Source organism: Chryseobacterium artocarpi, assembly GCF_001684975.1.
Classification (GTDB): Bacteria; Bacteroidota; Bacteroidia; order Flavobacteriales; family Weeksellaceae; genus Chryseobacterium; species Chryseobacterium artocarpi.
Genome location: NZ_MAYH01000045.1, coordinates 605355 through 632012, shown reverse-complemented (window position 1 = coordinate 632012; position 26658 = coordinate 605355). Strand labels below are relative to the sequence as shown.

General features: G+C 35.1%; 33 protein-coding genes. 6 read left to right on the top strand and 27 right to left on the bottom strand.

Annotated elements, in window-relative coordinates; all coding sequences use genetic code 11:
* The first annotated feature begins 6 nt into the window (after nucleotides 1-6).
* The 4 genes from BBI01_RS17705 to BBI01_RS17690 all read left to right on the top strand — a co-directional run bounded on the left by BBI01_RS17705 (nucleotide 7) and on the right by BBI01_RS17690 (nucleotide 6102).
* The gene (locus BBI01_RS17705) at nucleotides 7-345 is read left to right on the top strand and encodes a DUF3817 domain-containing protein (protein ID WP_065395938.1); all 339 of its coding nucleotides are present in this window, start codon (nucleotides 7-9) and stop codon (nucleotides 343-345) included.
* 241 nt (nucleotides 346-586) lie between these two features.
* Entirely contained in the window at nucleotides 587-2866 is a 2280-nt protein-coding gene (locus BBI01_RS17700) for an outer membrane beta-barrel family protein (protein ID WP_065395937.1), read from the top strand.
* Nucleotides 2867-2910: 44 nt separating this feature from the next.
* Entirely contained in the window at nucleotides 2911-5169 is a 2259-nt protein-coding gene (locus BBI01_RS17695; RefSeq protein WP_065395936.1) for a TonB-dependent receptor domain-containing protein, read from the top strand.
* Nucleotides 5170-5247: 78 nt separating this feature from the next.
* A complete protein-coding gene (locus BBI01_RS17690; RefSeq protein WP_065395935.1) occupies nucleotides 5248-6102 on the top strand; it encodes an alpha/beta hydrolase fold domain-containing protein in 855 nt (284 codons plus the stop codon).
* Nucleotides 6103-6111: 9 nt separating this feature from the next.
* On the opposite strand, the gene BBI01_RS17685 is transcribed toward BBI01_RS17690, so the two are convergent.
* Genes BBI01_RS17685 through BBI01_RS17650 form a run of 9 tightly spaced genes read right to left on the bottom strand, consistent with a single transcriptional unit; the run spans nucleotide 6112 to nucleotide 14370 of the window.
* Nucleotides 6112-7137: a hypothetical protein gene (locus tag BBI01_RS17685; protein WP_065396004.1), complete on the bottom strand. Its 1026-nt coding sequence runs from the start codon at nucleotides 7135-7137 to the stop codon at nucleotides 6112-6114.
* Nucleotides 7138-7144: 7 nt separating this feature from the next.
* The gene (locus tag BBI01_RS17680; RefSeq protein WP_185114360.1) at nucleotides 7145-8734 is read right to left on the bottom strand and encodes an NAD(P)/FAD-dependent oxidoreductase; all 1590 of its coding nucleotides are present in this window, start codon (nucleotides 8732-8734) and stop codon (nucleotides 7145-7147) included.
* Entirely contained in the window at nucleotides 8709-10223 is a 1515-nt protein-coding gene (locus BBI01_RS17675) for a polyamine aminopropyltransferase (RefSeq protein WP_065395934.1), read from the bottom strand. The genes BBI01_RS17680 and BBI01_RS17675 overlap by 26 nt, the downstream gene beginning before the upstream one ends.
* Nucleotides 10216-10431 (bottom strand): DUF350 domain-containing protein, encoded by a 216-nt coding sequence (locus BBI01_RS17670; RefSeq protein WP_065396003.1) that lies wholly within the window; start codon nucleotides 10429-10431, stop codon nucleotides 10216-10218. The genes BBI01_RS17675 and BBI01_RS17670 overlap by 8 nt, the downstream gene beginning before the upstream one ends.
* Nucleotides 10432-10444: 13 nt before the next feature.
* Nucleotides 10445-10636, bottom strand: coding sequence for a hypothetical protein (locus BBI01_RS22390; RefSeq protein WP_083190140.1), 192 nt, complete (start codon nucleotides 10634-10636; stop codon nucleotides 10445-10447).
* A 3-nt stretch (nucleotides 10637-10639) separates the two neighbouring features.
* Nucleotides 10640-12106 carry a DUF4178 domain-containing protein gene (locus BBI01_RS17665; RefSeq protein ID WP_065395933.1) on the bottom strand — a complete coding sequence of 489 codons (1467 nt, stop codon included), beginning with the start codon at nucleotides 12104-12106 and terminating at the stop codon, nucleotides 10640-10642.
* A gap of 1 nt (nucleotide 12107) precedes the next feature.
* The gene (locus BBI01_RS17660) at nucleotides 12108-12467 is read right to left on the bottom strand and encodes an S-adenosylmethionine decarboxylase family protein (protein WP_065395932.1); all 360 of its coding nucleotides are present in this window, start codon (nucleotides 12465-12467) and stop codon (nucleotides 12108-12110) included.
* A gap of 20 nt (nucleotides 12468-12487) precedes the next feature.
* Nucleotides 12488-13411, bottom strand: a complete 924-nt coding sequence (gene ctlX, locus BBI01_RS17655; RefSeq protein ID WP_065395931.1) for a citrulline utilization hydrolase CtlX — start codon at nucleotides 13409-13411, stop codon at nucleotides 12488-12490.
* Between the two features lie 44 nt (nucleotides 13412-13455).
* The gene (locus BBI01_RS17650; RefSeq protein WP_065395930.1) at nucleotides 13456-14370 is read right to left on the bottom strand and encodes a dimethylarginine dimethylaminohydrolase family protein; all 915 of its coding nucleotides are present in this window, start codon (nucleotides 14368-14370) and stop codon (nucleotides 13456-13458) included.
* Between the two features lie 290 nt (nucleotides 14371-14660).
* Between BBI01_RS17650 and BBI01_RS22885 the strand changes: the two genes are divergently transcribed.
* Complete coding sequence (locus BBI01_RS22885) at nucleotides 14661-14825, top strand: hypothetical protein (RefSeq protein WP_165602257.1); 165 nt, start codon at nucleotides 14661-14663, stop codon at nucleotides 14823-14825.
* A gap of 89 nt (nucleotides 14826-14914) precedes the next feature.
* Here the strand turns inward: BBI01_RS22885 and BBI01_RS17645 are convergent, their stop codons facing one another.
* The gene (locus tag BBI01_RS17645; protein ID WP_065395929.1) at nucleotides 14915-16201 is read right to left on the bottom strand and encodes a citrate synthase; all 1287 of its coding nucleotides are present in this window, start codon (nucleotides 16199-16201) and stop codon (nucleotides 14915-14917) included.
* A gap of 81 nt (nucleotides 16202-16282) precedes the next feature.
* Nucleotides 16283-17575, bottom strand: coding sequence for a phosphopyruvate hydratase (gene eno / locus BBI01_RS17640; protein ID WP_065395928.1), 1293 nt, complete (start codon nucleotides 17573-17575; stop codon nucleotides 16283-16285).
* A gap of 280 nt (nucleotides 17576-17855) precedes the next feature.
* On the opposite strand from eno, the gene BBI01_RS17635 reads away from it, so the two are divergent.
* Complete coding sequence (locus BBI01_RS17635) at nucleotides 17856-18290, top strand: hypothetical protein (RefSeq protein WP_065395927.1); 435 nt, start codon at nucleotides 17856-17858, stop codon at nucleotides 18288-18290.
* Nucleotides 18291-18394: 104 nt separating this feature from the next.
* Here BBI01_RS17635 and rplQ read toward each other — a convergent pair whose 3' ends face one another.
* The 16 genes from rplQ to rplE form a co-directional block, all read right to left on the bottom strand.
* Nucleotides 18395-18916, bottom strand: coding sequence for a 50S ribosomal protein L17 (gene rplQ, locus BBI01_RS17630; protein ID WP_065395926.1), 522 nt, complete (start codon nucleotides 18914-18916; stop codon nucleotides 18395-18397).
* Between the two features lie 6 nt (nucleotides 18917-18922).
* The gene (locus BBI01_RS17625) at nucleotides 18923-19918 is read right to left on the bottom strand and encodes a DNA-directed RNA polymerase subunit alpha (RefSeq protein ID WP_027371705.1); all 996 of its coding nucleotides are present in this window, start codon (nucleotides 19916-19918) and stop codon (nucleotides 18923-18925) included.
* Between the two features lie 33 nt (nucleotides 19919-19951).
* Complete coding sequence (gene rpsD / locus BBI01_RS17620; protein ID WP_065395925.1) at nucleotides 19952-20560, bottom strand: 30S ribosomal protein S4; 609 nt, start codon at nucleotides 20558-20560, stop codon at nucleotides 19952-19954.
* Between the two features lie 19 nt (nucleotides 20561-20579).
* A complete protein-coding gene (rpsK, locus tag BBI01_RS17615; protein WP_034694697.1) occupies nucleotides 20580-20969 on the bottom strand; it encodes a 30S ribosomal protein S11 in 390 nt (129 codons plus the stop codon).
* 12 nt (nucleotides 20970-20981) lie between these two features.
* Complete coding sequence (gene rpsM / locus BBI01_RS17610; RefSeq protein ID WP_034694696.1) at nucleotides 20982-21359, bottom strand: 30S ribosomal protein S13; 378 nt, start codon at nucleotides 21357-21359, stop codon at nucleotides 20982-20984.
* Nucleotides 21360-21366: 7 nt separating this feature from the next.
* Nucleotides 21367-21483: a 50S ribosomal protein L36 gene (gene rpmJ / locus BBI01_RS17605; protein ID WP_007839480.1), complete on the bottom strand. Its 117-nt coding sequence runs from the start codon at nucleotides 21481-21483 to the stop codon at nucleotides 21367-21369.
* Between the two features lie 64 nt (nucleotides 21484-21547).
* Nucleotides 21548-21763 carry a translation initiation factor IF-1 gene (gene infA, locus BBI01_RS17600; protein WP_034684855.1) on the bottom strand — a complete coding sequence of 72 codons (216 nt, stop codon included), beginning with the start codon at nucleotides 21761-21763 and terminating at the stop codon, nucleotides 21548-21550.
* Nucleotides 21764-21766: 3 nt separating this feature from the next.
* The gene (secY, locus tag BBI01_RS17595; RefSeq protein ID WP_065395924.1) at nucleotides 21767-23146 is read right to left on the bottom strand and encodes a preprotein translocase subunit SecY; all 1380 of its coding nucleotides are present in this window, start codon (nucleotides 23144-23146) and stop codon (nucleotides 21767-21769) included.
* A 9-nt stretch (nucleotides 23147-23155) separates the two neighbouring features.
* On the bottom strand, nucleotides 23156-23605 hold the full coding sequence (gene rplO / locus BBI01_RS17590) for a 50S ribosomal protein L15 (protein WP_065395923.1): 450 nt from the start codon (nucleotides 23603-23605) through the stop codon (nucleotides 23156-23158).
* A 21-nt stretch (nucleotides 23606-23626) separates the two neighbouring features.
* A complete protein-coding gene (gene rpmD / locus BBI01_RS17585) occupies nucleotides 23627-23803 on the bottom strand; it encodes a 50S ribosomal protein L30 (protein ID WP_027371710.1) in 177 nt (58 codons plus the stop codon).
* A gap of 11 nt (nucleotides 23804-23814) precedes the next feature.
* Nucleotides 23815-24336, bottom strand: a complete 522-nt coding sequence (gene rpsE, locus BBI01_RS17580) for a 30S ribosomal protein S5 (RefSeq protein ID WP_065395922.1) — start codon at nucleotides 24334-24336, stop codon at nucleotides 23815-23817.
* Between the two features lie 19 nt (nucleotides 24337-24355).
* Entirely contained in the window at nucleotides 24356-24709 is a 354-nt protein-coding gene (gene rplR, locus BBI01_RS17575; RefSeq protein WP_065395921.1) for a 50S ribosomal protein L18, read from the bottom strand.
* Nucleotides 24710-24724: 15 nt separating this feature from the next.
* Nucleotides 24725-25270 (bottom strand): 50S ribosomal protein L6, encoded by a 546-nt coding sequence (gene rplF / locus BBI01_RS17570; protein WP_065395920.1) that lies wholly within the window; start codon nucleotides 25268-25270, stop codon nucleotides 24725-24727.
* A gap of 17 nt (nucleotides 25271-25287) precedes the next feature.
* Nucleotides 25288-25686, bottom strand: a complete 399-nt coding sequence (gene rpsH / locus BBI01_RS17565; RefSeq protein WP_034694686.1) for a 30S ribosomal protein S8 — start codon at nucleotides 25684-25686, stop codon at nucleotides 25288-25290.
* Nucleotides 25687-25831: 145 nt separating this feature from the next.
* The gene (gene rpsN / locus BBI01_RS17560; RefSeq protein WP_002983233.1) at nucleotides 25832-26101 is read right to left on the bottom strand and encodes a 30S ribosomal protein S14; all 270 of its coding nucleotides are present in this window, start codon (nucleotides 26099-26101) and stop codon (nucleotides 25832-25834) included.
* A gap of 3 nt (nucleotides 26102-26104) precedes the next feature.
* Nucleotides 26105-26656, bottom strand: a complete 552-nt coding sequence (gene rplE, locus BBI01_RS17555) for a 50S ribosomal protein L5 (RefSeq protein WP_034694682.1) — start codon at nucleotides 26654-26656, stop codon at nucleotides 26105-26107.
* Nucleotides 26657-26658 lie beyond the last annotated feature (2 nt).

The window sequence follows — 26658 nt, the reverse complement described above, 5'->3', positions numbered from 1 at the left end:
ATAATAATGGACTTCATTGATAAATTCTTTTCAAAATACTCACAGGGAAAACTCATCAAATGGTTTAAACAGATCTGTCTTGCAGAAGCCATTTCATGCGTTTTATTATATTGTGTTGCTATGATCTGGATTCGATATGATGAAAATCTTTATTCTATTATTTTCATTAGTGTAATTGGTAGTCTACACGGTTTATTTTTTACACTTTATCTTTTACTTTGCATTCCTGTAAGAAAAATTTATAACTGGGATGATGAAGATTTTGTGTTCGCTTTATTAGCTGCATTTTTCCCTTTTGCTACGGTATGGGTGGATAAAAAACTGGCTAAATTCGATAGAGAATAAATTATTTTTTCATAAAATTTCATCTTTTGCTGTAACAAATTTATTGTTACAGTTGTCTTATTATACAGAAAGGTCAAGCAATCAATATTTTAACGTAAATTTTTAGTTGCTGTAAATCAGCTAGTTAAATTAATTTAAAAACATTTTTCAGTACTTTGTATTGCATGATACTAAATTTATTATATATCTTTGTAATGTTAAATAACAAACCATACCAGCTATTAACTAAAATATAATAATCATGAAAACTCAAATTTTTATTGCAGCTCTATTTTTCACAGGACTTGTAACTGCGCAGCAGAGAAAAGATAGTTTGAAGGTAAATTCCATTGAGACTGTCAATATCAAGAAACAGGTTTTCAAAAAACAAGGGGATCGTCTTGTATATGATGTTGCCGCCTCTCCTATTGCTAAGGGAACAAATACTTTTAATCTTCTGAAGCAAACTCCAATGATATCCAGTATTGATGGAAAGACGCTGAAAATTCTTGGTAAGTCTGATGCGGTAATTTATATCAATAATAAAAAGACGAATATGGATTCTGAGGCATTAATTGAAATGCTGAAGTCTACTCCATCGGAAGACATCCAGAAGATTGAGGTAATTACTGTACCTGGAAGTGAATTTCAGGTAGAATCTAAAGAAGGAGTCATCAACATTGTGATGAAAAAGAATAAGAATAATGGGTTTAATGGTACGATGAAGATGCAGAATGAACAGGCTTATTACAACAATCCTAATGCGGGAGGATCTTTCAATTTCAGACAGGGAAAATGGTCCGGAAACTCAAATTTCAGAATGGGAAGCTGGACTGACAGACAAAAATATACTCTTTCCAACGGAGATTCTACTTTCAGAAATGAGTCTTACGGGTATAATGATGATCCGAATAAAAATTTTGGCGGCGGTTTTAATATTGATTATGAGATCAGTAAGAATCAAAGTCTTGGACTTTCTTATAATATGAGATATAACAAGAGTTTCAATTCTATTCTGGATATGACTAATTATCAAAACGGAATATTAATGGACAGAACCGTTAATAATGAAGATGCTCAAACGAGAAATCATTCTTTTAATTTAAACTATGAAATAAAAACTGATTCATTAGGCAGTAAGCTTACTTCGAATGTTTCTTACCTATGGTTTAACAGGGATAAAGTAAGTTTCAATGAGAGTTTTCCTTTATATATAGATAAAGATAAGAAGGAAGAGGATCAACCTAAATATTCTGCTTTACGACAATCTGTTCCTCAAATCATTAATAACTATGCTGCTAATATAGATTATCTGAAAAAGACCTCAAAAGGTGCTACATGGCTAATGGGAATCAGCTATAATCATACTCATACTGACAATGATACAAGACAGGACAGACTGGAGAATAATGAGTTTGTAATAGATACAAAACAGACCAATCATTTCATTTACAAAGAAAATATTTTAGGACTTTACATCAACTATGACAGAAAGCTGACTGAAAAGTTATCCGGAAAGGTAGGTGCCAGATATGAAATGACAAGAAGTAATGGAGAGATTCTTGAGAAAACATCATTTGAAAGAAATTATAATAACATACTTCCTTATCTGAATTTAAATTATGCCATCAATTCAGACCATAATTTAAGCTATACTTTTTCCAGCAGAGTGAGAAGACCAAGATTCTGGGAACTGAACCCTTCCAGAACTTATTTTACTCCAAACAATTACACTCAGAATAATCCTTTTGTACTGGCAGCAAAATTCTATAATCAGGAGCTTAATTATATGTACAAAAATGCATTCTATGCTAACCTCAGCTTTAATATGGTAGAAGATGCAGCTGCTTCTGATCTGCTTCCTTTACAAGGGACCTCAACAAAACCTAAAAGAGATGAGGACGGAAAGATCATGTATGATGAACATGGAAATATGATCATGGAAACAACAAGATTTCTAAGATATATAAGAACCAATTATGGGAAAAACAGAGAGCTTAGTTTAACGCTTGGGATGAACAAATCTTGGTTCAAAGATATATGGACAACCAACTATTCTGTCAATCTGGGATACGTTACATACTCAGGTGGAGTTTGGGAAGATCCGACATCTCAATTAGGAGAATACGAAACGGAAGAACTTGAGCCATATATTGTTGATGTTAAAAACTATAATATGTCTGCTACCATCAACAACACTATTCGTCTTTCTTCGAAAAAGGATTGGTTCTTGGGAGTAAATTATTTCTTCGGAAGTAAGGTAGCAATGGAAGGTGGTACAATTGGTGTAAGACAGAGTGTAGATATCAGCCTGAAGAAAATTATAGGTGACTGGACGATTCTTGCGGAAGCTAATGACTTGTTCAACCAAGGGTATTACAGAGTAAACGGAATACAGCCGAACGGAAAGTATAATAACATTACGAATTTCAATTATCCAAGATTAATAAGCATTGGTGTTACTTATAATTTCGGAAATCAGAAACTGAAAAAAGCAAGGGAAATGAAATCAGCAAATGACGCTGTAAAATCAAGAACCTAATCTATAAAAACTTACTTCACTTAACCACTCTTAAAGAAAACAACATGAAACGCATTCTTTTGTCAATAGCTGTCATCTTCGGGACCTACGCTTTTGCTCAGGAAAAGAAATCTGACACGACAAAAACCAAAAATATAGAAGGTATTACCATCACCAAACAGGTATTCAAAAAACAAAGTGACCGTCTGGTTTATGATGTTTCTGCTTCTCCTGTTGCGAAAGGAAATACTACTTTTGATCTCTTGAAACAGACTCCGTTACTATCCTCAACAGATGATAAAACGTTGAAAATTGCTGGGAAAAATAATGTACTGATTTTCATCAACGGAAGAAAATCCAATATGGATGCTGAATCATTGGCACAATTCCTGAAAAATACTCCAGCAGAAAATATTCAGAAAATTGAAGTGATCACAGTTCCCGGAAGTGAATATCAGGTAGAATCTTCTGACGGAATCATCAATATTGTTTTAAAGAAAAAAATGAGTGATGGTCTTAACGGAAACATGAGATTTTCAAACACACAAGCTAAGTACAACGGGAGCCAGGCAAGCTTTTCAGCCAACTACAGAAAGGATAAACTGGGAATAAGTGCAAGCCTTAGTGGTGGCGAGAATATTGAAGCTCAAACTTACACTCTGAAAAACAGCAGTGACAAAGCATCCAACGAATCAACTGGTGATATTGATGATCCTAACAAAAATATTGGTGGTTATCTGAATATTGACTACCAATTAAATGATAACAGCAACTTAGCATTATCCTGGAATACCTGGGCAAATAAAAGCTACAATTCTACTGTAAATCTCTTTAATACAATTATCAATAAAGACGGAACTTTTTACACATGGTCTAAAAATAAAGAGGATTCGAGATCATATAATAATTCCCTGAATTTGAATTATGAATTAAAAACAGATTCTTTAGGCAGTAAATTGAATGTGAATGCGGCTTATCTGAATTATAAAAGATTTCAGTTTACAGATAACAATACTTTTGAATCTGATATCAACAGAACTGTAAAGAATAAATCTATTCAGCTGTTTCAGGAACTTCCTCAGATTATCAACAACTTTTCAGGAATGGTAGATTACATCCAGAAGTTTAAAAATGATCTGACAATTTCTGTAGGTGGAAATTATAATAAGACCAAAACAGATAACGATACTAAAAGCGATACTTATTTTCTTGATCCTTCAAAACCACCAAAATCAGCACCTAATCATTTTGTTTATGATGAAAACATCTATGGTTTTTACCTAACTGCTGAAAAAAAGTTTTCTGATAAACTTTCCGGAAAAGTTGGAGCAAGATATGAGATCACCAACAGTTTAGGAACTTCTGATAATCCACCTGCAGGAGTAGAGTCTCTTAAAAGAATTGAAAGAAACTACAATAATTTCCTTCCTTATCTGAGTCTTAACTATGCCATTAATGATAAGAATAATCTTTCTTATTCATTTTCAAGTAGAATGAGAAGACCAAGCTTCTGGGAAATTAACCCGGTGGTGAATAAGCTAACAGATGATAATTACACCCAAAACAACCCATTTGTAAAGGCTTCTTCAACTTATAATCAGGAGCTGATGTACATGTATAAGAATTCATATTTCGTAGTTTTAAATCATTCATATATTAAGGATGTTATTACTCAGGTTCCTTTGCAGGGATATCCTGAACATCCTAATGGAGAGGTAGGAAAAAATCTTGCTTTACGATATATCAGAACGAACTTTGGAGATAAGCAGGAAATGTCTGCAATGATTGGAATCCAGAAATCATTCTTCAAACAGTACTGGACTACCAATTTCAGCATTGGAGCTCAGCATAACAGAAATAACGGAAGCCTGGATATGGACCCTACTACCGGAGATCGATTTGTAGATGAGGAAGGAAAGCCTCTTATTTACAATAATACGATAAATTCTACCAGCCTTTTGATCCAGACGAACAATACCATCCGTCTTGATAAAGCAAAATCTTGGTTTCTTGGAGTGAATTTCTTCTTCATTGATAAGCAACAGGTTGAGCTGGGACAGATCCGTAGTTTAGCAAGTCTTGACATCAGCATTAAGAAAAATTGGAACGACTGGACCTTTGCTCTGAATGCCAATGATATTTTAAAAACCAATATTGTAGAAATCGATGATTATCAGACCAATGGAAATTACAATTACATCCACCAGAACCGATATCAAAGAAACGTTACTTTAAGTCTTACGTATACCTTCGGGAATAAAAAAATTAAAAAAGTAAGAGATATCGAAGGAGCTTCCGATTCCATCAAAAGCAGAACAAGATAGAAACTATCTTTCTTCATATTCAAATTATTTTGTATCCAAACCTGTTGATTTATCGGCAGGTTTTTTATCTTTAATTGTATGAAAAAAAGTTTAGTCTACATTATAACGGTCATGATCATTTCTCTGTTCACAGCATGTAAAAAGAAGAAGGTAACTATTGGCAATAGTATCAACTTTAATAAAGAGGAAAATATTTCTTACGGGAGCAATGCTGATCAAACGCTGGATCTGTATGTTCCGGATGCAAAATCTCAAAAACAACGAGACGCCTTCATTATTATTCATGGTGGAGGCTGGCATGGTGGAAATAAGTCTCAACTTACATTCTTCACTCTTTGTATGATGGAAAAGTTTCCTGATCATATTTTTGTCAATATGAATTACAGACTAGCTTCTACCCAGCAATATGGTATTCCCAACCAAACAAATGATATACAAGAAGTAATTTCTCTATTGAAGAAAAAGCTTAATTATACTCCCAAACTGATTCTTTTAGGAAATAGTGCAGGCGGACATTTGTCAATGCTTTACTCTTATTATTTTGATTATGATAAAAATGTAAAAGCTGTTATTAATATTGTAGGTCCGGCAGATCTTTCCGATTCTGGATTTAAAAATTATAATGAATATTCTTTTGTAGAAAAACATTTGATTGATCCTAAAATATTACCTACCGGTACATCAACAATTGAATTTGCAAGTCCAGTTCATTGGATTACAACAAAATCATCTCCTACGCTTTCCTACTACGGAACGTCAGATAATGTAATCCCTCTAAGCCAGAATAAAATTTTAGATTCGGTATTTACTAAAAATAATATTATCCATGAATCTTATGAATTTAACGGAGGTCATTTGGATTGGGATAAAAAGCCAAATAATATTTTTCTTATGAAGAAAATTGAGTCATTTCTAAAGAAAATTGATCAATAAAAGATCCTTTCAGTGAGCCCCTTTAGGTTTTCTCCAGATAAATCCATCCAAAAGATAATGAGTAAGCTGTGGAACTACCAGTAAAGGAACTAAAAACTGTAATAAATGTTCTGAAACAGTAAAATCTAGTGAAAAGTGTTCATTCCAGACAAGGGTTTCCCATAGAAATTCTTCCAAAAGGGCAAAGCATAAAATAATACCTACAAAGAGGAAGATTCCTGAAAAGGATTTAAAAATTTTCATCCAGTTTAATTGATGATTGCCTTTCTGTTCTATTTCACGGATATAGACTAAAGCTATGTAAGGAATTCCGTGGGAAACAACATTCAGGAAAGTGAAAAGCAGATCATTATTAAAATATACAATTCCAAAATACCAGGAAAAGAATGTTCCTGAAATGAGAGCGGTTTTAGGAATATTAAGTGACTTGGTCTTAAAAGCTTCTACAATTGTCTTAGTGACCCAAGCCGTAAGAATGATCACATACAGAACAGTTATAAAACTAACATAATCCGGAAGAGTTTTAAACCATTCAAATTCATTATCTACAAACCAGGTAAATGCTCGTGGAGTTTTAAACCAATATAGCATTGGATAAATGGTAGCTGCATAAACGGCAACCTCATCTATTCTCTTGCTCCAATTATTAGGTTCAAAACGTGCATAAATTCTCATAAAACCGTACTGTTGACGTATAAAATGAAAAACGGCAATCAAAGCTAAGACAGACCAAAACGTCAGGCTTCCAAATTGAAATAATGCAATTCCCAATACCCAACTTATAACAGGAATTCCAAAGTACAGTAACTTTCGTTTCTGTAGCTCTCCTTTCACAAAATAAGTCTTAAACAAAGTAGAATACACGTGAGCCACATCTACAAAAACAATGAGCAGCAGCCATGTGTAAAAGGAATAATGATCTTCCAATCCCTGAATTTGTTTCTGAAACAGAAAAATAATTAGCAATACCAGAAATGGTGGTGATAAAATAAACCACCAATCTGTTTTTGCATTATGTATCCAAGGTTGTTTCATATACATTTTACATCATTTGTCGGGCTGTTCTGAGTCCCTGATAAAAAGCTTCTTCAAAAATAGAGATTCCGGAAAGATCTGAATGAGCAAAGAAAATTTTTCCTTCAATAGATTCTTTAGCAGCTTTCGTTTTTTCTCCAAAAATCTGATCAGGAATGGGAGCAATCATCGCATGTCCTATCTTATGGAACTGCATTTCAAGAATAAAGTCTTCTATCAATGGATGCGCTTTTTTCAGATCATCCAAAACTAAAGTTTTCAATTCTGCTTCTTTCATGGAATACAACTTCTTCCTTGCCTTTCTACAATCGCTGGTAGAAAAGCTTCTGTAATAAGTAATTACTTTCTCACCCATAATCTGGTTAAGGTTCTGATGCTGGTCATCAATATACCCTAAACCTGACGATCCGTAAATGACATTATCCCACGCCAGTTCTTCATCTCCTCCAAATTCATTCTTTAAGACTATAGTCGTTAAAAGCCATGGAACATATTGAAAAGAAGCTGCTTTTTTATGATTTAAAATTCGTTCATTCACAAACTGTGGCGTTGCAAGTAAAACCTTTTCTGCAATGATTTTCTTTGTCTTCTTCCCGGTATTATCAAAACTTAATACCTCAACTTTATCATTAATCTTTACATCAAACACCAAATGTCCGGATAATTTCTTGTCTTCCGTATATTTTTCGAAATGCTTTGTTAATCTCGCATTTCCTTCTGCCCAAGTGAAAACCTGATCTTTATATTTCTTACTCCAGTTATTTTTCCTTCCTGCAAAATAATGAATCCCAGCCCAAGCAGAAACGTAATCAATTCCTAATCCGTAATCATCTCTACAGGAATAATCCAGCAGCCAAAGCAGCTCCTCAGACTTATAATCGTATTCTTTCAACCAGTCTTTAAAAAGAATCTTTTCCAGCTTTATTGCTTCGTCTTCCTTACTTGAATCATGAACAGGAATCGCAAACCAATAATTTCCAAGAGCATCTTTCTTCTGGCGCATTTCATCCATCAACTTAAAGAAACGATTAAACTCTTTCTGAACTCCAGCTGTAATTCCCTTCTGAGGAACGATGTCGTTCTGCCATGAATTTTTATAAAAAAGTCTTTCCTGCTGTGGAAAAGTCATCTGATATTCATCCAGAACAGGTTCTCCGGTCTCTTCCATTCCTTGGCAGATTCCGCATTCTGTTAGAAATTCGATGATTTCCGTATTTTCTTTATTGGGCAAAGGTAAATAATGAGCTCCCAAAGGAAATTTTGAAAACTTATTTTGTCCGTTTGAGGAATTTCCACCTATATGGTTTTCCATTTCCAGCAGAAGATAATCTTTCTCATTATTCTGATTAAAAAATCTGCATGCAGAAAGTCCTGAGATTCCACCGCCAACAATAAGATACTTTGTGTGGATAACTTCTGAAAATTGTGGAAAATCCTTAGCCCATAGTTTGTGTCCCAAAACATGATCGGTTCCGGTTATTTTCAGCAACAGAGTCTTCACCTTCTTTCCACAGTATTGCAGAAAAGGGAGCATCATACCACCTAACAGCACTGTTCTCAGGAAATCTTTCCTACTGTACTTTTCCCCACTCTTCATCGAAATAACGAACTAATATCTGATTATCCAGACGGTTAACCTCAACATCATTGACTTTCATATCTTTATTAAAGTAAGATAATTGTGAAAAATCATAATCATAATACTTCAGATTAGGAATTCTCCTGTAAATCTTATTATTAACAGGCTCAAATGAAGCCATTGAAAATCCCCATTCCCCAAATGATGGTACATAGGTGTGATATGCTGATGTAAAAGGAAAAATCTGGTTCATTGTTTTTTCTATACACCAAAAAGATTTTGGAGCGAAGTAAGGCGAAGTCGTTTGAACTACAATTTTAGTTTCCGGAGTTGTCAGTCTCTCAAGCTCTTTGTAAAATTGTAATGAGTATAGTTTTCCTAAGCTGTAGTTGGAAGGATCCGGAAAGTCTATAATAATGACATCATATTTCTTCCTGTTCTCCTTTACCCAGATATAAGCATCTTTGTTGATAACTTCAACTTTGGAGCTTGATAATGAACTTTGATTCAGTCTTCGCATCGTTTCATTGGTTTTGAAGAAATCAGTCATTTCTCCGTCAAGATCTACAAGCGTTATTTTTTTTACATCTTTATACTTCAGAACTTCACGAACAGCAAAACCATCACCGCCACCCAAGATCAGGACATTATCAATATTCTTAGCCATTGACATTGCAGGATGCACTAATGCTTCATGATACCGGTATTCATCGGTAGAAGAAAACTGTAAGTTGTTATTTAAATATAATCTGAATTCCCTGTTATTTCTCGTCAAAACAATTCTTTGATAGGGAGAGCTTTTTGTGTAAACAATATTTTCGCCATATAACTTCTCCTCAGAATAAGAAAGGATGGTATCTGAAAAGATAAAAAGAGCAAGAAGCAGTAAAAAGGCTCCGATAGATTTTATCTTTAAAAATATAGGCTTTGAAAGTTCTTTTTTAAGGTAAAAACACAGAAATATTGCAATTGAAACATTGATCAATCCAAAGAATAAAGGTGTTTTTACAATTCCAAGATGTGGAATAAGCACCAACGGAAATAGGATTGAAGCCAAAAGCGCCCCGATATAATCAAAGGCAAAAACATTAGACACTAAATCTTTGAAACCGATTCTGTCTTTAAGAATATTCATCAACAGCGGGATTTCAACTCCCACTAAACATCCGGTAAAAAATACAAACAGGTAAAGAACCGCCTCAAAATGAGCCAGCGTATTGAATAGTATAAATAGCACCACGGAACTTATCCCTCCTACAATTCCTACCAGAATTTCAATTTCCACGAACTTATCAATAAGGTTTCCCTTGATGAATTTTGCCAGGTAGGAACCTACTCCCATAGAAAACAGGTAGACGCCAATGATAAAGGAAAACTGTTTGACAGAGTCTCCCAAAAGATAACTTGCCAATGCACCAGCCACCAGTTCATAGATCAATCCACATGTCGCAATGACAAAAACAGAAAACAATAAAAGCAGTTCAAGAGGAATCCTCTTCTTATCCATGAATTGCAGCGCTTATAATCATTGAAATTCCGATGATAAATGCTCCAAAGACGATAGCCAGAGCTATATTTTTATTCTGAGCGATCTCATGCCATGTTTTTTCCGGCGTTAATTTTTCAATGATGAAATAACAGATCAGTAAAATAGCAATTCCCAGGAATGAATATAGAACTGAATTGAATATAGGTATTAGATTAATATTGTCCATAGTTTTAATTTTTTTATTTGTGATAGTATCTGTAAAATCCTGCTCTGGAATGACTCCTTGTGGTTCCGTCCCGATAGTTTTCCGTTTTTGCACAATCACAGAATTGATTTCCTGTAAATGTCAGATAAACGAACCATCCTAAGAAAAATCCTCCGATGGCAAAGAGCATCCAGTTGTCTCTGATATAATTAATTAATCTTTCCATCTCTTAATTAGTAGAATAAGGTGAATTTGAACTGTTATACCATTTACTGCCTTCAAAAATACGTTTAGCGATATAACTTGCTACGGTAAACAAAGCCATAATGAAGATCACAATTCCAAAATTCCAAAATGAAACCGGTAACCATGTTGCTTTTATATTAACACTTAGGTTTTTCTCACCATTGGCTGTGTAATCATAATTAGGAGGCATATTCACAAGTATGGAATCCATTTTATTCATTTCTTTTACAGTATTCTGAAGCCCTGTTCTCGATATGATTTCATTTTTCAAGGACTCTTTATCTGTAAAAGTTTCGACACTTTTATCCTTATCATTTTTAAGAAAGAAAGTTCCTGTTGTATTTTGAATAACCGAGAAATCTCCATTTTCAGGTCTGTATCCCGACTGAAACGGATTTTTGCCTCCGCCTTCTTTTTCTGCTGAAACAATAAAATGATAGGTTCCCTGAGGAATACCACACATATTGAAATTTTCGTTCTGGCTTCCCTCGCTCCAGCTTTCTCCGTCTTCAAAACCTGAATAGCGTTCAATATCTTTTGTAGCATAAATCACTTCATTGGTCTTTTCATTCACCAGTCCAAGCCCTACATTTGCCCAGGAGTTATCCACATCAGAGAAAAGATTTACTTTTAGCGGAGCAGAACCTCCTGAGAGAGTAAAGCTTTTACTCACCAGTTCTTTGTCATTTACATCCTCAAAAGCGATTGTCTGTTCAAATACAGTCTGATTAGTTCTGGATGTAACAGTATAAAGCTGAAGTAAACATATCAATAAAGCTGTAATAGCCATGATATTGATACATTGCTTAACGTTATAATAAAAAGGCTGTACAATCCCTATTCCCGCATAAAACGGCATTCCTGTAATTCCAAAAGCTTTTTTTATTACAGATTTTGAAATATGATTTCCTTTGAAAAACTGAAATTCATTTCCGTATTGCTCACAGGAAACCATTTCCGTCCCGTTTACATATTCTTTATAGGTAGTTAACCCAAATGGAAGCTTATCTTCAAAAAAGCCGGATGCAGCATGAACTGTGCATGGAGTGGTTTCATACCATCTGTAGTTTTTTCCGTCAACTTCAACATAATATTGATATTCTGTCAATTTAAAATTTCCCTGACGAAGAAAAACCCAGTGTCCATCACTTTCGCTGAGATAAATGTTATTCCCGGCACGGTCTTTCAAGGTATATTCCCGCCAAAAGGTATCTGAGCCGTATTTTTTGATGACAATATTGATCACCCAATATTCTGTACCGTAAAGTATGCCTTTACGCCCTACTTCCAATACAACATTTTCTACAGGTTCTTTGACCTTCTTTTTCTTAACAGAGATTCCTTCTGATGAAATGAGATTTTTACAATGACTGCAGATAAATTCTTCAATGACAAAATCAATTGCCATCTGGTTGTTATTGGTTTTACAAATGGGACAAATATGATCCATCTTATCTGTAAATTTTGTGTTTCTGAATGGTATTAGCTTTAAAATATTGAACCACTTCATCAGCAATCTGCTCTACCTTTTCCGTGTTGTCCTGAGTATAATTACAAAGAAATACATCAAAGGTAAGCTGTTTAAACTCCGGCCATGTATGGATGCAAAGATGTGATTCTTTAAGGCAAACCGCCGAAGTAAAACTTTGATTCTCAAAAATATGATTGGTAATCCCTACGATTTCCACTTCTTTCGTTTCCAACATCTTCTCTGTGAATGCAAGGAAACTGTTGCTGTCTATTAACAAATCTTCTGACTCTGTTTCCAAAGTCAGAAGAATATGTAAACCTTTATTTGATAATGGGTTCAATTAATTTTTTCGTAAATATATTATTTTTTTGGAAGAAATACTTCTGCAAGCATACATCTTGCACTTCCGCCTCCGTTTACTTCAATGGTATTAAGGTCTGAATAAATGATTTCACAGTATTTTTCAATAGCTGAAACCTGTTCCGGTGTTAAAGACTGATAAGCAGTTTGGCTCATTACCAAGAACTTTTCACCTGCTTTATTTTGAACCTGAAGCATATTTCCTGCAAACTGCTGCATTTGTTCTTCAGAGATTTCAACGATTTCTTTTCCTGAGTTTTTAATCGTTTCAATTACTTTTTCTCTTTCCAGTTCATCATCGATACAGTCAAGACAAATAACGACAAATTTATCAGCCACACACATCATTACGTTGGTATGGTAAATTGGAAGTCTTTCTGTACCTACTGTCTGATAAGAATGGAAAACGATTGGTGTAAACCCATATTTCTCACAGAACTCTCTGAATAAGTTCTCATCCAGTCTCAAAGAAACGGAACCGTAAGCAATCTTATTATCGTGATCAAAAATCATACTTCCTGTTCCTTCAAGAAAATGTCCCTGTGTTTCCGGAAAAGACCAGTCGTCTATTTCAGTAATATCAAATCCCTTAGCTTTGATGCTTTCAAGAATATCATCTCTTCTTTCTACTCTTCTGTTGGATGCGAACATGGGATATAAAACCACTTTCCCATCTTTATGGAAGCTTACCCAGTTATTAGGGAAAATAGAATCCGGAGTATGAGGATCTAATGTATCTTTAATTGTGATTACATTGATTCCTTTTCCTCTCAGTATTCCAACAAAAGTATTGAACTCAGCCAAAGCTTTTGACTGAATATCGGAACCTGTCTGTTCTACCTGAAAGTAATTATTTTTCGCAGTCTCTGCATTATAACCGAATGCAATCGGTTCTATCATTAATACGGTATCTGTTGTTTGCATTTTTTTGAATTAAAAATTAAAGGATTTAAAACTCTACTACATTATTACTCTCTTACAAGAGGCATCGTAGAACATCTCAGTAAGCCCCCCATTTTAGAGATCTCTCTGTAAGGAATTTCTTCAACAGTCATTCCCCATTCGTTTCTTAAGTGATCGTTCATTCTTGTGAATGCTTTGTCCGAAACTACTATTTCAGGAGAGATAGAGAAGATATTTGGGAACATTTCAAACATTTCTTCATCATTGATGTGGAAACAGTTTTCTTCTCCGAAAATATCAATGATTAAACGGTAATCGCTCTCGTCTACGAATCCATTTTTGTAGATAATACATTTATCTTCCCCTACTGGATTGAAAGTACAATCTAAGTGAAGAATTCCTTCAAACGGAACTTTATCATTCTTTTTCAGTTCAAGATCGATAATTCTTTTCTTTGGAAAATATTCTTTTAAGATTTCGATGGCATATTCGTTGGTTCTTGCCGTCTTATAGTTTCTGTAATCTTCGCTGAAGCATGTTCCGATGAAAATAAAGTCATTCCATACGATAACATCTCCACCTTCAATATGTGCTGTTTCCGGAAGGTTGATAATTTTTCTCCATGCTACTTTTTCAAAAACGCTTTTATATGCTTCCTGTTCATCTGCTCTGTCTGCAATCACGTTTGAAATGATCATCTTATCATCAATTACAAATGCCACATCTCTTGAAAAAACCTGATTGTAATCTTCAATGATGCTAGGACGTAATACTTCTACGTCATACTTTTTTAGAACAGCTTCAAAAGCGTTCATTTCATTAATGATATCCTCTTCTTTAGGATAAATATTATGCTCGATTGAGTAATATGACTTAGCGTCATAACTTTCCTCTAGTGTGGGAACCGGTCCCAATGAATTAGGCTGACCTAGTACTACAGACTTCAGCCTACCCGTTTCGTTTTTAATGTTTAGTCTCATAAAGATTTATGCAATACTACAAATATAAGTAAAGGTCTCTACCTATAAAACTTTTGGTTTATTTTATATATTAATTTTAAATGCTTTAATTGAAGACCTCTAGTAAATTTTCCCTTCTATCACGCAATCTACAGTACTCAGCACATACAAATATCTACAACCTACTATATTTCATCTACATAAGTACAACAAAACAGATATTTTTATAATTTAAATTCCTATATTAGTGATATAATTTTCGCGAGATTATATCTTTTAAAACTTAACTATTAACATCAAAAATCAAAATCATGACTAAAAACAATTCAGTGCTGAGAAACGCACAAAAGCTAGGAAGAGATCAACAGAAGTCTGTAATGGGAGGTGCTCCTATTTCAACAGGAAGAAGATGTTGCGAATGGGATCAAAACGGTAAGTGTTATATCTGGACATGTGACAGATGCCAGTGTCCATAAATATAAGAACCTGCTTTTTCAAGCAGGTTTTTTTATAATAAAAAAATCCCAAAGCAAGCTTTGGGATTTTGATATGGTAAAAGCAAATATTATCTGCTTGCGATATCGATATAGTTTCTTTCCTGAGCACCTTGGTAAACCTGTCTTGGTCTTCCGATTGGGTCTCCTTTCAATCTCATTTCTTTCCACTGAGAAATCCATCCTGGAAGTCTTCCTAATGCAAACATTACAGTAAACATTTCTGTAGGAATTCCTAATGCTCTGTAGATGATACCTGAATAGAAGTCTACGTTTGGATATAGTTTTCTTTCTACGAAGTACTCATCTTCAAGTGCTACTCTTTCTAACTGCATTGCAATGTCAAGAGCTTTATCCTGGATACCTAATGCTTTAAGGATATCGTCAGCAGCTTTCTTGATGATTTTCGCTCTTGGGTCGAAGTTTTTGTAAACTCTGTGTCCGAATCCCATTAGACGGAAGCTATCACCTTTATCTTTAGCTTTAGCAACATATTTAGATACGTCACCACCATCTTTCTCGATAAGTTCAAGCATTTCGATTACAGCCTGGTTAGCACCACCGTGAAGTGGTCCCCAAAGAGCTGATACCCCTGCAGAGATAGAAGCGAAAAGACCTGTGTGAGCAGAACCTACCATTCTTACTGTAGAAGTAGAACAGTTTTGTTCGTGGTCAGCGTGAAGAATTAATAATTTATCTAATGCATTTACAACTACCGGATCGATTTCGAAATCTGCGTTTGGTAATCTGAATGCCATTTTGTAGAAGTTTTCTACGTAGCTTAGGTTATTATCACCGTGGTTTAATGGTAAACCTTGAGTTTTTCTATAAGTCCAAGCACAAAGGTGAGAGAATTTAGCGATCATAAGCTCAGCAGCATGATCCATTTCTTCTTTAGAGTTTACGTTAACTGCCTTCGGGTTGAAAGCTGTCAAAGCAGAAGTCATAGAAGAAAGAACTCCCATAGGGTGAGCAGAACGAGGGAAAACATCAATGATCTTTTTCATTTCGTCTGCGATGAAGTTATATTTTTTAATGTTGTTGTCGAAAGAAGTAAATTGATCCTGAGTAGGTAATTCTCCATGTAATAAAAGATACATTACTTCAGTGAAGTTAGACTTCTCAGCAATTTGCTCGATAGGATAACCTCTGTAGAATAATTCTCCTTTATCTCCGTCTAAGTAAGTGATGTCGCTAATAGTAGCTCCAGTATTTTTGTAACCTAAATCCAGAGTGATTAAACCTGTCTGGTCTCTTAATTTTGAAATATCAATCCCTCTGTCTCCGATAGTACTATCCACGATTGGATATTCATATGAATTACCGTCGTAATTCAATATTACTTTGTTGTCTGACATTATTTATTTTTTTTTAAATATACTACTTTCCATAAAATACGGCAAACAAAAATTATCGCTTGCCGTTATTTATAAATTCGATTATCTTTTAATTTTGAATGCTTCTAAACCTGGGAAAATTGCAGTTTCACCAAGAGCTTCTTCAATTCTTAATAATTGGTTGTATTTCGCCATTCTGTCTGATCTTGAAGCTGAACCTGTTTTAATCTGTCCACAGTTCATTGCTACTGCTAAATCAGCGATTGTAGAATCTTCAGTTTCTCCTGATCTGTGAGACATTACTGAAGTGAACTTGTTGTTCTGAGCCATCTGTACTGCTGCCATTGTTTCAGAAAGAGAACCAATCTGGTTTACTTTTACAAGGATTGAATTTGCAATTCCTTCTTTTACTCCTCTTGATAACCTGTCAACGTTTGTTACAAATAAGTCATCACCTACTAATTGTACTCTGTCACCGATTTTATCAGTTAACATTTTCCATCCTTCCCAGTCATCTTCCTGCATACCGTCTTCGATAGAGATGATTGGATATTTAGCAGCTAATTCAGCAAGGTAAGAAACCTGTTCTTCTCTTGATCTGTGAGCTCCTTTATCTCCTTCGAATTTTCTATAATCGTAAGTTCCGTCTTTGTAGAATTCTGAAGCAGCGCAGTCTAATGCTAGCATGATGTCGTCACCTGGCTTATAACCTGCTTTTTCGATTGCCTGAAGTAAAGTATCCAAAGCATCTTCAGTTCCGTTGAAAGTTGGAGCAAAACCTCCTTCGTCTCCTACTGCTGTAGAAAGACCTCTTCCTTTAAGGATAGATTTAAGGTTGTGGAAAATTTCAGTTCCTTTTCTCAATGCGTGAGAGAAAGAGTCTGCTTTTACCGGCATGATCATAAATTCCTGGAATGCGATAGGAGCATCAGAGTGAGAACCTCCGTTGATAACATTCATCATTGGAACAGGAAGCGTATTTGCATTTACTCCACCTACATATTTATATAGAGGCATTCCAAGCTCAGCAGCTGCAGCTCTAGCCACGGCTAAAGAAACTCCAAGGATTGCATTAGCTCCAAGGTTTCCTTTATTCGTTGTTCCATCAAGATCAATCATAATCTGATCGATATAGTTTTGTTCAAAAACCGGCTGACCAACTAAATTCTCTGCAATTACTTCTTTTACATTTTCAACAGCTTTCAAAACTCCCTTTCCTTGGTATTCTGAACCTCCGTCACGTAATTCTACAGCCTCATGTTCTCCTGTAGATGCTCCTGAAGGAACAGCTGCACGACCCATAGCACCGTTTTCTGTAAATACATCCACTTCAATAGTAGGATTACCTCTGGAATCTAAAATTTGTCTTGCTTCTATGTAAGAAATTGCACTCATTTTTTATTTTTTTTAGTTTATACAAATTTAATCAAAAATAAACTTTTGGGGAGCATTTATAGGGGATCTTTTACCACAAATCATCAGTTAAATTTTAGTTAAATTTATAAATTCCAATTGCTTTTAAATCCAGTATAAAAAAATACAAAGTTCGATTACTTTTATATAATTTTTACAGTTAAAATCAAAGCTATTGGTTTGCTTTTTGATTTCATTAAAATAATTAAAATCTTCCCTAATGGAAGAAAAACTTATATTTGATACATAAAAAATAACCATTATGAAAAAAGGACTTTTAATAGCAGTCTCAGCTTCTGCATTACTTCTTACAAGCTGCAAGAAAAGTGAAAGCGGAAACAAAAGTGTAATCAAGACAGACAGCACTGAAACGGTAGTTACTGACAACAATGGAAAAATTGATTCTGTCACTCAAAGTTCGTCCACAATAGATGTAAACGGGCAAAAAACTGAGAAAACTGATTTTGTATACAAAGCAACTGACGGAACATTGGTAAAAGTGATATTCAAGAATGATCCAAAAGAAAGTACCGTAGCTATTACCAGCAACAAAAAAACATTTACTCTTCCTAAAACTGAAACTAAAGGCGAAGAAACCATCTATAAGAAAGATGATATGACGGCAAGAGTAAAAGGAGATAGCTTACATCTGGAGCAGGGTAATAATATTATTGAGCTTAAAAGAACAAAAATTTAACAAAATTATATAATAGATGGTAAAGCATAAGCATCACCAAAATATTATACAAAACAAAACCCATCCGGAATCCGGATGGGTTTCAATTTATATCTGAATGAATATTATTCTTCAGTTTTTTCTTCAGTAGAGTCAGCTTTAGCTTCTTCTACTTTCTCTTCTACTGCAGGAGCATCAGCAACTACTGCTTCAGCTTTTTTAGGTGCAGCAGTTGATCTTCTGCTTCTTCTTGTAGTCTTTTTCTCTTCAGCATTAGGGTTGTAAAGCTCGTTGAAATCTACTAATTCGATAAGAGCAGTATCAGCAGCATCACCTGGTCTGAAACCTGTCTTAATGATTCTTGTATAACCACCGTTTCTTTCAGCGATTTTAGGAGCTACAGTTCTGAATAATTCAGCAACCGCAAATTTATTTTGAAGGTAAGAGAATACTACTCTTCTGTTGTGTGTAGTATCTTCTTTTGCTTTTGTTAATAGAGGCTCAACATATACTCTTAAAGCTTTAGCTTTAGCTACAGTAGTGTTGATTCTTTTATGCTCAATTAGAGAACAAGCCATATTAGAAAGTAAAGCACTTCTGTGAGAAGCTGTTCTTCCTAAGTGATTGAATTTTTTACCGTGTCTCATTATTAATTATTTATCAGCGTCTAACTTATATTTTGCAACGTCGAAACCGAAGTTAAGACCTTTTGAATGCACTAATTCTTCTAGTTCTGTCAAAGATTTTTTACCAAAATTTCTGAATTTCATCAAATCAGACTTACTGTAAGAAACTAATTCTCCAAGAGTTTCTACTTCAGCTGCTTTTAGACAGTTAAGGGCTCTTACAGAAAGATCCATATCTGCTAATTTAGACTTAAGTAATTGTCTTGTATGAAGAGTTTCTTCATCATATTGGATAGATGCTTTTACAGCTTCAGTTTCAAGAGTGATTCTCTCATCAGAGAACAACATGAAGTGATAAATTAATATCTTAGAAGCTTCTGTTAAAGCGTTCTGAGGGCTAATAGACCCATCAGTTTCTATATCTAATACAAGTTTTTCGTAGTCTGTTTTTTGCTCTACACGATAATTTTCAATGCTGTATTGTACTTTCTTGATCGGTGTGAAAATGGAGTCAATAGCAATAGTACCTACAGGTGCATTGTTTGACTTATTCTGTTCTGAAGGAACATATCCTCTACCTTTTTCAATATTGAAAGTAATCTCGAAAGTTACATCACTGTTTAGGTTACAAATCACTAAATCCGGGTTTAACACCTCAAATCCGTTGATCGACTTTCCTAAATCTCCAGCAGTAATAATCGTTTGACCTGAAACTTTAGCAACAACCTGCTCATTAGCCTGTCCTTCTGCTGCAGCTTTTAATCTTACCTGCTTTAGGTTAAGAATAATTTCGGTAACGTCTTCGATTACTCCTGGAATAGTTGAAAATTCGTGCTCTACACCTTCTATTTTGATAGATGAAATAGCGTATCCTTCCAGAGAAGAAAGCAACACTCTTCTCAAAGCATTACCGATTGTAAGCCCGAAACCTGGTTCTAAAGGTCTGAATTCGAATTGACCTTTAAATTCATCAGAGTTAAGTAAAATTACTTTATCGGGTTTTATGAATTGTAAAATTGCCATATTATTGGGTTGAGCAAAAATTTGATTAAAAAATTATTTAGAGTAAAGTTCGACGATAAGGTTCTCCTTGATGTCTTCCGGAATTTGGATTCTTTCAGGAGCAGAAATGAAGGTACCTTCTTTCTTCTCATCGTTGAATTGTAACCACTCATAGTTTGACTTAGAAGCCAATGCATTGGTAACAACTTCAAGAGACTTAGACTTTTCTCTTACAGCGATTACATCACCAGCTTTTACTATGTAAGAAGGGATATTAAGAATCTCTCCGTTTACAGTAATATGTCTGTGAGAAACTAATTGTCTTGCACCAGATCTAGTTTTAGCAAACCCAAATCTGTATACAACGTTATCCAATCTTGACTCACAAAGTTGTAATAGAACTTCACCTGTTACACCTTTACTTCTGTGTGCTTTTTCAAATAAGTTAGCAAACTGTCTTTCTAAAATACCGTAAGTATATTTAGCTTTTTGTTTTTCAGCTAACTGAACTGCATATTCTGATTTTTTAGCACCTCTTCTTTTGTTAGGACCGTGTTGTCCTGGCGGTTGGTTTTTTCTCTTTTCGAAGTTTTTATCATCTCCGTAGATTGCAGCACCAAACTTTCTAGCAATCTTAGTTTTAGGTCCAATATATCTTGCCATAATGGGTAAATTCTAAAAATTAAACTCTTCTTCTTTTTGGTGGTCTACATCCGTTGTGTGGCATTGGAGTCACATCAACGATCTCGCTAACTTCAATTCCTGAATTGTGAATAGATCTGATTGCAGATTCTCTACCTGCACCTGGACCTTTCACAAACACCTTTACTCTTCTTAAACCAGCTTCGTGAGCTACAGCAGAGCAATTTTCAGCTGCCATCTGAGCAGCAAATGGAGTATTCTTTTTAGAACCTCTGAATCCCATTTTACCGGCAGAAGCCCAAGAGATAACCTCTCCGTTTTTATTTGTTAAAGAAATGATGATGTTATTGAAAGAAGCTTGAATATGTGCTTCACCAATAGCTTCAACTTTTACTTTTCTCTTCTTAACTACTTTAGTTTGTTTTGCCATAATTCCTAACGATTATTTACTAGCTTTTTTCTTGTTAGCAACAGTTTTTCTCTTTCCTTTTCTAGTTCTAGAGTTGTTTTTCGTTCTCTGGCCTCTTAAAGGTAATCCAAGTCTGTGACGTATTCCTCGTTGGCATCCTATGTCCATCAATCTCTTGATGTTCAATTGCACTTCAGATCTTAATTCTCCTTCTACTTTTACGTTTTCTAGGATGTAAGTTCTGATTGCAGCCAATTCATCGTCATTCCATTCGTTGACTTTTTTGTCTTCGCTGATACCGGCAGCTTTAAGGATTTCAGAAGAAGTACTTCTTCCAACACCATAAATGTAAGTTAAACCGATAACTCCTCTTTTGTTTTTTGGTAAATCAATACCTGCAATTCTCGCCATAATTTAATTAACCTTGTCTTTGTTTAAATTTTGGGTTCTTCTTGTTGATTACGAACAGTACACCTTTTCTGCGTACAATTTTGCAATCAGCACTTCTTTTTTTAATTGATGCTCTTACTTTCATTTTGATAGTATTTATTTTTTACAAATGCCAAATGGAATGAGTATTCCATTTGGCTAAATGTTTTTTAGTATCTAAATGTGATCCTCCCTTTTGTTAAATCATAAGGAGACATTTCTAGTTTCACCTTATCACCAGGTAAAAGTTTAATATAGTGCATTCGCATTTTACCAGAAATATGAGCGATAAGTATATGCCCATTCTCTAGTTCTACACGGAACTGAGCGTTCGAAAGTGCTTCCGTTATAACGCCGTCTTGTTCAATATGTTTTTGTTTTGCCATAAATTAATATCCAGTCGTTCTAGACAGTTTAGATTGCATTAAGCCATCGTAATGATGGTTCAGCAGATATGTATTAATCTGTTGAACTGTATCTAAAATTACACCTACCATAATCAATAGTGACGTTCCCCCGAAAAATAGGGCAAACGCATCTGTCTGAACAAAGCTTCCATGCACAATTGCTGGAAGGACTGCAAAGATAGATAAAAAAATTGCACCTGGCAAGGTAATTTTTGATAAAATATCATCTAAGTAATCTGCTGTCTCTTTTCCGGGTCTTACTTTCGGTACTAAACCACCATTCCTCTTCAAATCATCAGCCATCTGGTTCACCGGAATTGTAATTGCAGTATAGAAAAACGAGAAGATAATAATTAATAGCGCAAACAATACATTGTACTGCCAGCTAAAAACATTCTTGAAACCTGCAAGAAAAGTGTTAGACTCATCGAATTTTGTTAATAGTCCTGGTACGAACATCAATGCCTGAGCAAAGATAATTGGCATTACACCAGCAGCATTTACTTTCAATGGAATCCATTGTCTTGCTCCCTGCATAAGATTTTTGTTTACACCTCCTCTTGCTTGAGCTCTGCTTACATACTGAATTGGAATTTTTCTTACAGCTACTGATAAAATCACAGCTAAAAGAACTACCAACATCCAGAATAATACTTCAATAAGGATCATGATAGATCCCATTCCTCCTTTTCCGTTCTGCACGGCCATCTCCTGAACGAATGCCTCAGGTAATCTTGAAAGGATCCCCACCATAATAAGGATAGAGATACCATTTCCGATTCCTTTATCGGTAATCTTTTCACCTAACCACATTGCAAATACTGAACCGGCAACCAAAATAACAATACTTGGTAACCAGAACATAATTGAATTTGGCTCTACATAGTATGCAGACTGGAACTGAGCATATGGTAAGAATAATTGAGTAATAGAAGTTAAGTAAGAAGGTGCCTGTACTAGACAAACTCCGATCGTTAACCATCTTGTAATTTGGTTCAATGTATTTCTACCTGACTCTCCATCTTTCTGAAGCTTCTGAAGATAAGGAATAGCCATCCCCATCAACTGAACAATAATAGAAGCAGAAATATAAGGCATGATACCTAACGCCATTACGGAAGCGTGGCTGAAAGCTCCCCCCGTAAACGACGAAAGCAAGCCAAGGAGACCTGCTCCTTGCTTGTTACCGCCTTGATTTTTATAATGCTCTAAGAGATCTCCCACCTCTGCAAGGTTAATTGCGGGAAGTGAGATATAAGATGCGAATCTATACACAAGGATAATACCTAAAGTGAAGAGAATTTTATCTCTCAATTCTTTAAGACTCCAAATATTTTTAAGTGTTTGTATAAATTCTTTCATTAGTAAGTATTATAAGGTAATTGCTTTTCCACCTGCCTTAGCAATAAGCTCTTCAGCAGATTTAGTGAATTTGTCAGCAGAGATTGAAACCGCAGATTTCAATTCTCCTCTACCCATAATTTTCACTAATTCGTTTTTAGAAATTATCCCGTTTTCTACTAAAACTTCTTTCGTGATATCTCCAGTGATGGATTTGTTCTCGATTAAAGTTTGGATAGTATCAAGGTTAACTCCTCTAAACTCTTTTCTGTTTACGTTTTTGAAACCGAATTTAGGTAATCTTCTTTGTAAAGGCATCTGTCCACCTTCGAAACCGATTTTCTGAGAATAACCAGCTCTAGCTTTCTGACCTTTGTGCCCTTTTGTTGAAGTACCTCCTTTTCCAGTACCTTGACCTCTACCAATTCTTTTTGAGTTGAAAGTAGATCCTGCAGCTGGTTTTATGTTATTTAAATTCATTTTAATTTCTCTTTTATAAAATTATTTTTGAACTTCAAGTAAGTGACCTACAGCAGCGATCATTCCTAAGATAGAAGGAGTCGCTTCGTGCTCTACAACTTGGTGAAGTTTTTTTAATCCTAATGCTTCAAGCGTTCTCTTTTGGGTTTTTGTTCTACCAATAGCGCTTCTTACTTGCTTTACTTTAATTGTTGCCATTGTTTTAATTATTAACCGTTAAACACTTTACTTAGAGAAACTCCTCTCATTCTAGCGATCTCTTCAGGTCTTCTGATATCTAATAACGCTTTGAAAGTAGCTTTCACCACGTTGTGAGGGTTAGAAGATCCCTTAGATTTTGAAAGGATATCGTGAATACCAGCTGATTCCAATACCGCTCTTACCGCACCTCCGGCGATAAGTCCTGTACCGTGAGAAGCAGGTCTTAAGAAGATATCTGCACCACCGTATCTAGCAGTAGTTTGGTGAGGAATAGTATGGTTCATTACAGGAACTTTCACAAGGTTTTTCTTAGCGTCTTCAACAGCTTTAGCAATTGCAGAAGCAACCTCTTTAGATTTTCCTAAACCAAAACCGATAACACCATCTTCATTTCCTACTACAACAATAGCAGAAAATCCGAAAGCTCTACCTCCTTTAGTTACTTTTGTTACTCTATTAACAGCTACGAGACGATCTTTTAATTCTAATCCTCCCGGTTTTACTCTTTCTATATTATCTAGTCCTAACATATTTTCCGAAATTTAATGATTAGAATTTAAGTCCAGCTTCTCTCGCACCATCAGCTAGAGCTTTTACTCTACCGTGGTATACGAATCCGTTTCTGTCAAATACAATATTTTCGATTCCTGCAGCGATTGCTTTAGCAGCGATTGCTTTACCAACAGCAGCAGAAACTTCTGTCTTAGTACCTTTAGCATCTACACCTTTCTCTCTAGAAGAAGCTGATGCTAAAGTTTTACCACTTTTATCGTCGATTAACTGAGCGTAAATTTCCTTATTACTTTTGTATACAGATAATCTTGGCAATTCAGAAGATCCAGAGATTTTCCCTCTTACTCTTCTTTTGATTCTTATTCTTTTTTCTAATTTACTTAATGCCATAATACTTATAATTTATTAAGCAGATTTACCAGCTTTACGTCTAACAATTTCTCCTACGAATCTTACACCTTTTCCTTTGTATGGCTCAGGCTTTCTGAAAGAACGGATCTTTGCAGCTACCATTCCTAGAAGTTGGTTGTCGTGAGACGTTAAAGTAATAATTGGGTTTTTACCTTTTTCAGTCAATGTATCAACTTTTACTTCGTTTGGAAGTTCTAGTACGATACCGTGAGAGAATCCTAAAGCTAACTCAAGTTTTTGACCTGCGTGTGAAGCTCTATATCCTACCCCTACTAGTTCAAGTTTCTTTTCGAAACCTGCACTTACACCAACAATCATATTGTTGATTAACGCTCTGTATAAACCGTGAAGCGCTTTGTGTTGTTTAGAATCAGATGGTCTGTTTACGTTAAGTTCACCATCTTTTTGTTCTATAGTAATTCCTGCTGTAAGCTCTTGAGAAAGTTCTCCTTTTGCTCCTTTTACAGTTACTACACCGTTGTTTTCAGTGATTGTAACTCCAGCTGGAATTGTTATAATTGCTTTACCAATTCTTGACATTTTCCTCTGATTAAAAATTAATAAACATAGCAGATTACTTCACCGCCTACTTTCTCTTCTCTAGCTTTCTTGTCAGTCATTACTCCTTTAGAAGTAGAGATGATAGAAATACCCAAACCGTTTAGTACTCTTGGAAGTTCAGTAGAACCTTTGTACTGTCTTAAACCTGGTCTTGAAGCTCTTTGGATAGACTTAATAGCAGGTTTGTTAGTTTGCTTATCGTACTTTAAAGCGATTTTGATCACTCCTTGAACAGCGTTATCTTCGAACTTGTAGTTTAAGATATACCCTTGATCAAATAGGATCTTAGTAATCTCCTTCTTGATTTTCGATGCAGGAATTTCCACCACTTTGTGGCCTGCGCTTTGTGCGTTCCTTACTCTTGTTAGGAAATCTGAAATTGGATCTGTTACCATTTTTCTTTTATAAATTATTGGTTAAAGAACAATCAGTTTTGAAAAGACTTGAAGATTAAAATATCAGACGTCAGAAATCTTCGGTCTGATATTTATTCTTTAGTATCTTGACAACTTAATTGTCCCGATTTTTAATTAGTAATTATTACCAACTAGCTTTTCTTACACCTGGGATAAGACCGTTGTTAGCCATTTCTCTGAAAGTTACTCTGGAAATACCAAACGTTCTCATATATCCTCTTGGTCTACCTGTTAGTTTACATCTGTTGTGTAATCTTACAGGAGAAGCATTTTTAGGTAATTTTTGAAGACCTTCGTAATCACCTGCTTCTTTAAGAGCTTGTCTTTTAGCAGCGTATTTAGCAACTAGTGCTTCTCTTTTGCGCTCACGCGCTTTCATTGATTCTTTAGCCATTTCTTAGTTCTTTTTAAATGGTAAACCGAAGTGAGTTAATAATGCTTTAGCTTCTTTATCTGTCTTCGCAGTTGTAACGAAAGTGATGTCCATCCCTTGGATTTTTTTCACTTTGTCGATTACGATTTCAGGGAAGATAATTTGCTCAGTAATACCTAAGTTATAGTTACCTCTACCATCGAAACCATCAGCTTTGATTCCAGAGAAATCTCTAATACGTGGTAAAGCTGAAGCAGTAAGTCTGTCTAAGAATTCATACATTTGATTTCCTCTTAAAGTAACTTTAGCTCCTACAGGCATCCCTTTTCTCAATTTGAAAGCAGCTTCGTCTTTCTTAGAGATCGTACCAACAGCCTTTTGACCAGTGATATTCGTAAGCTCTTCTACAGCATAATCAATGATTTTTTTGTCTGCAGTAGCATCACCTAAACCTTGTGATACAACGATTTTCTCTAATTTAGGTACTTGCATTACTGACTTATACCCGAATTCTTCCATCATTGCAGGAACAATTGTCTCTTTATATGCTTTTTTGGGTCTTGCTATATATTCCATGT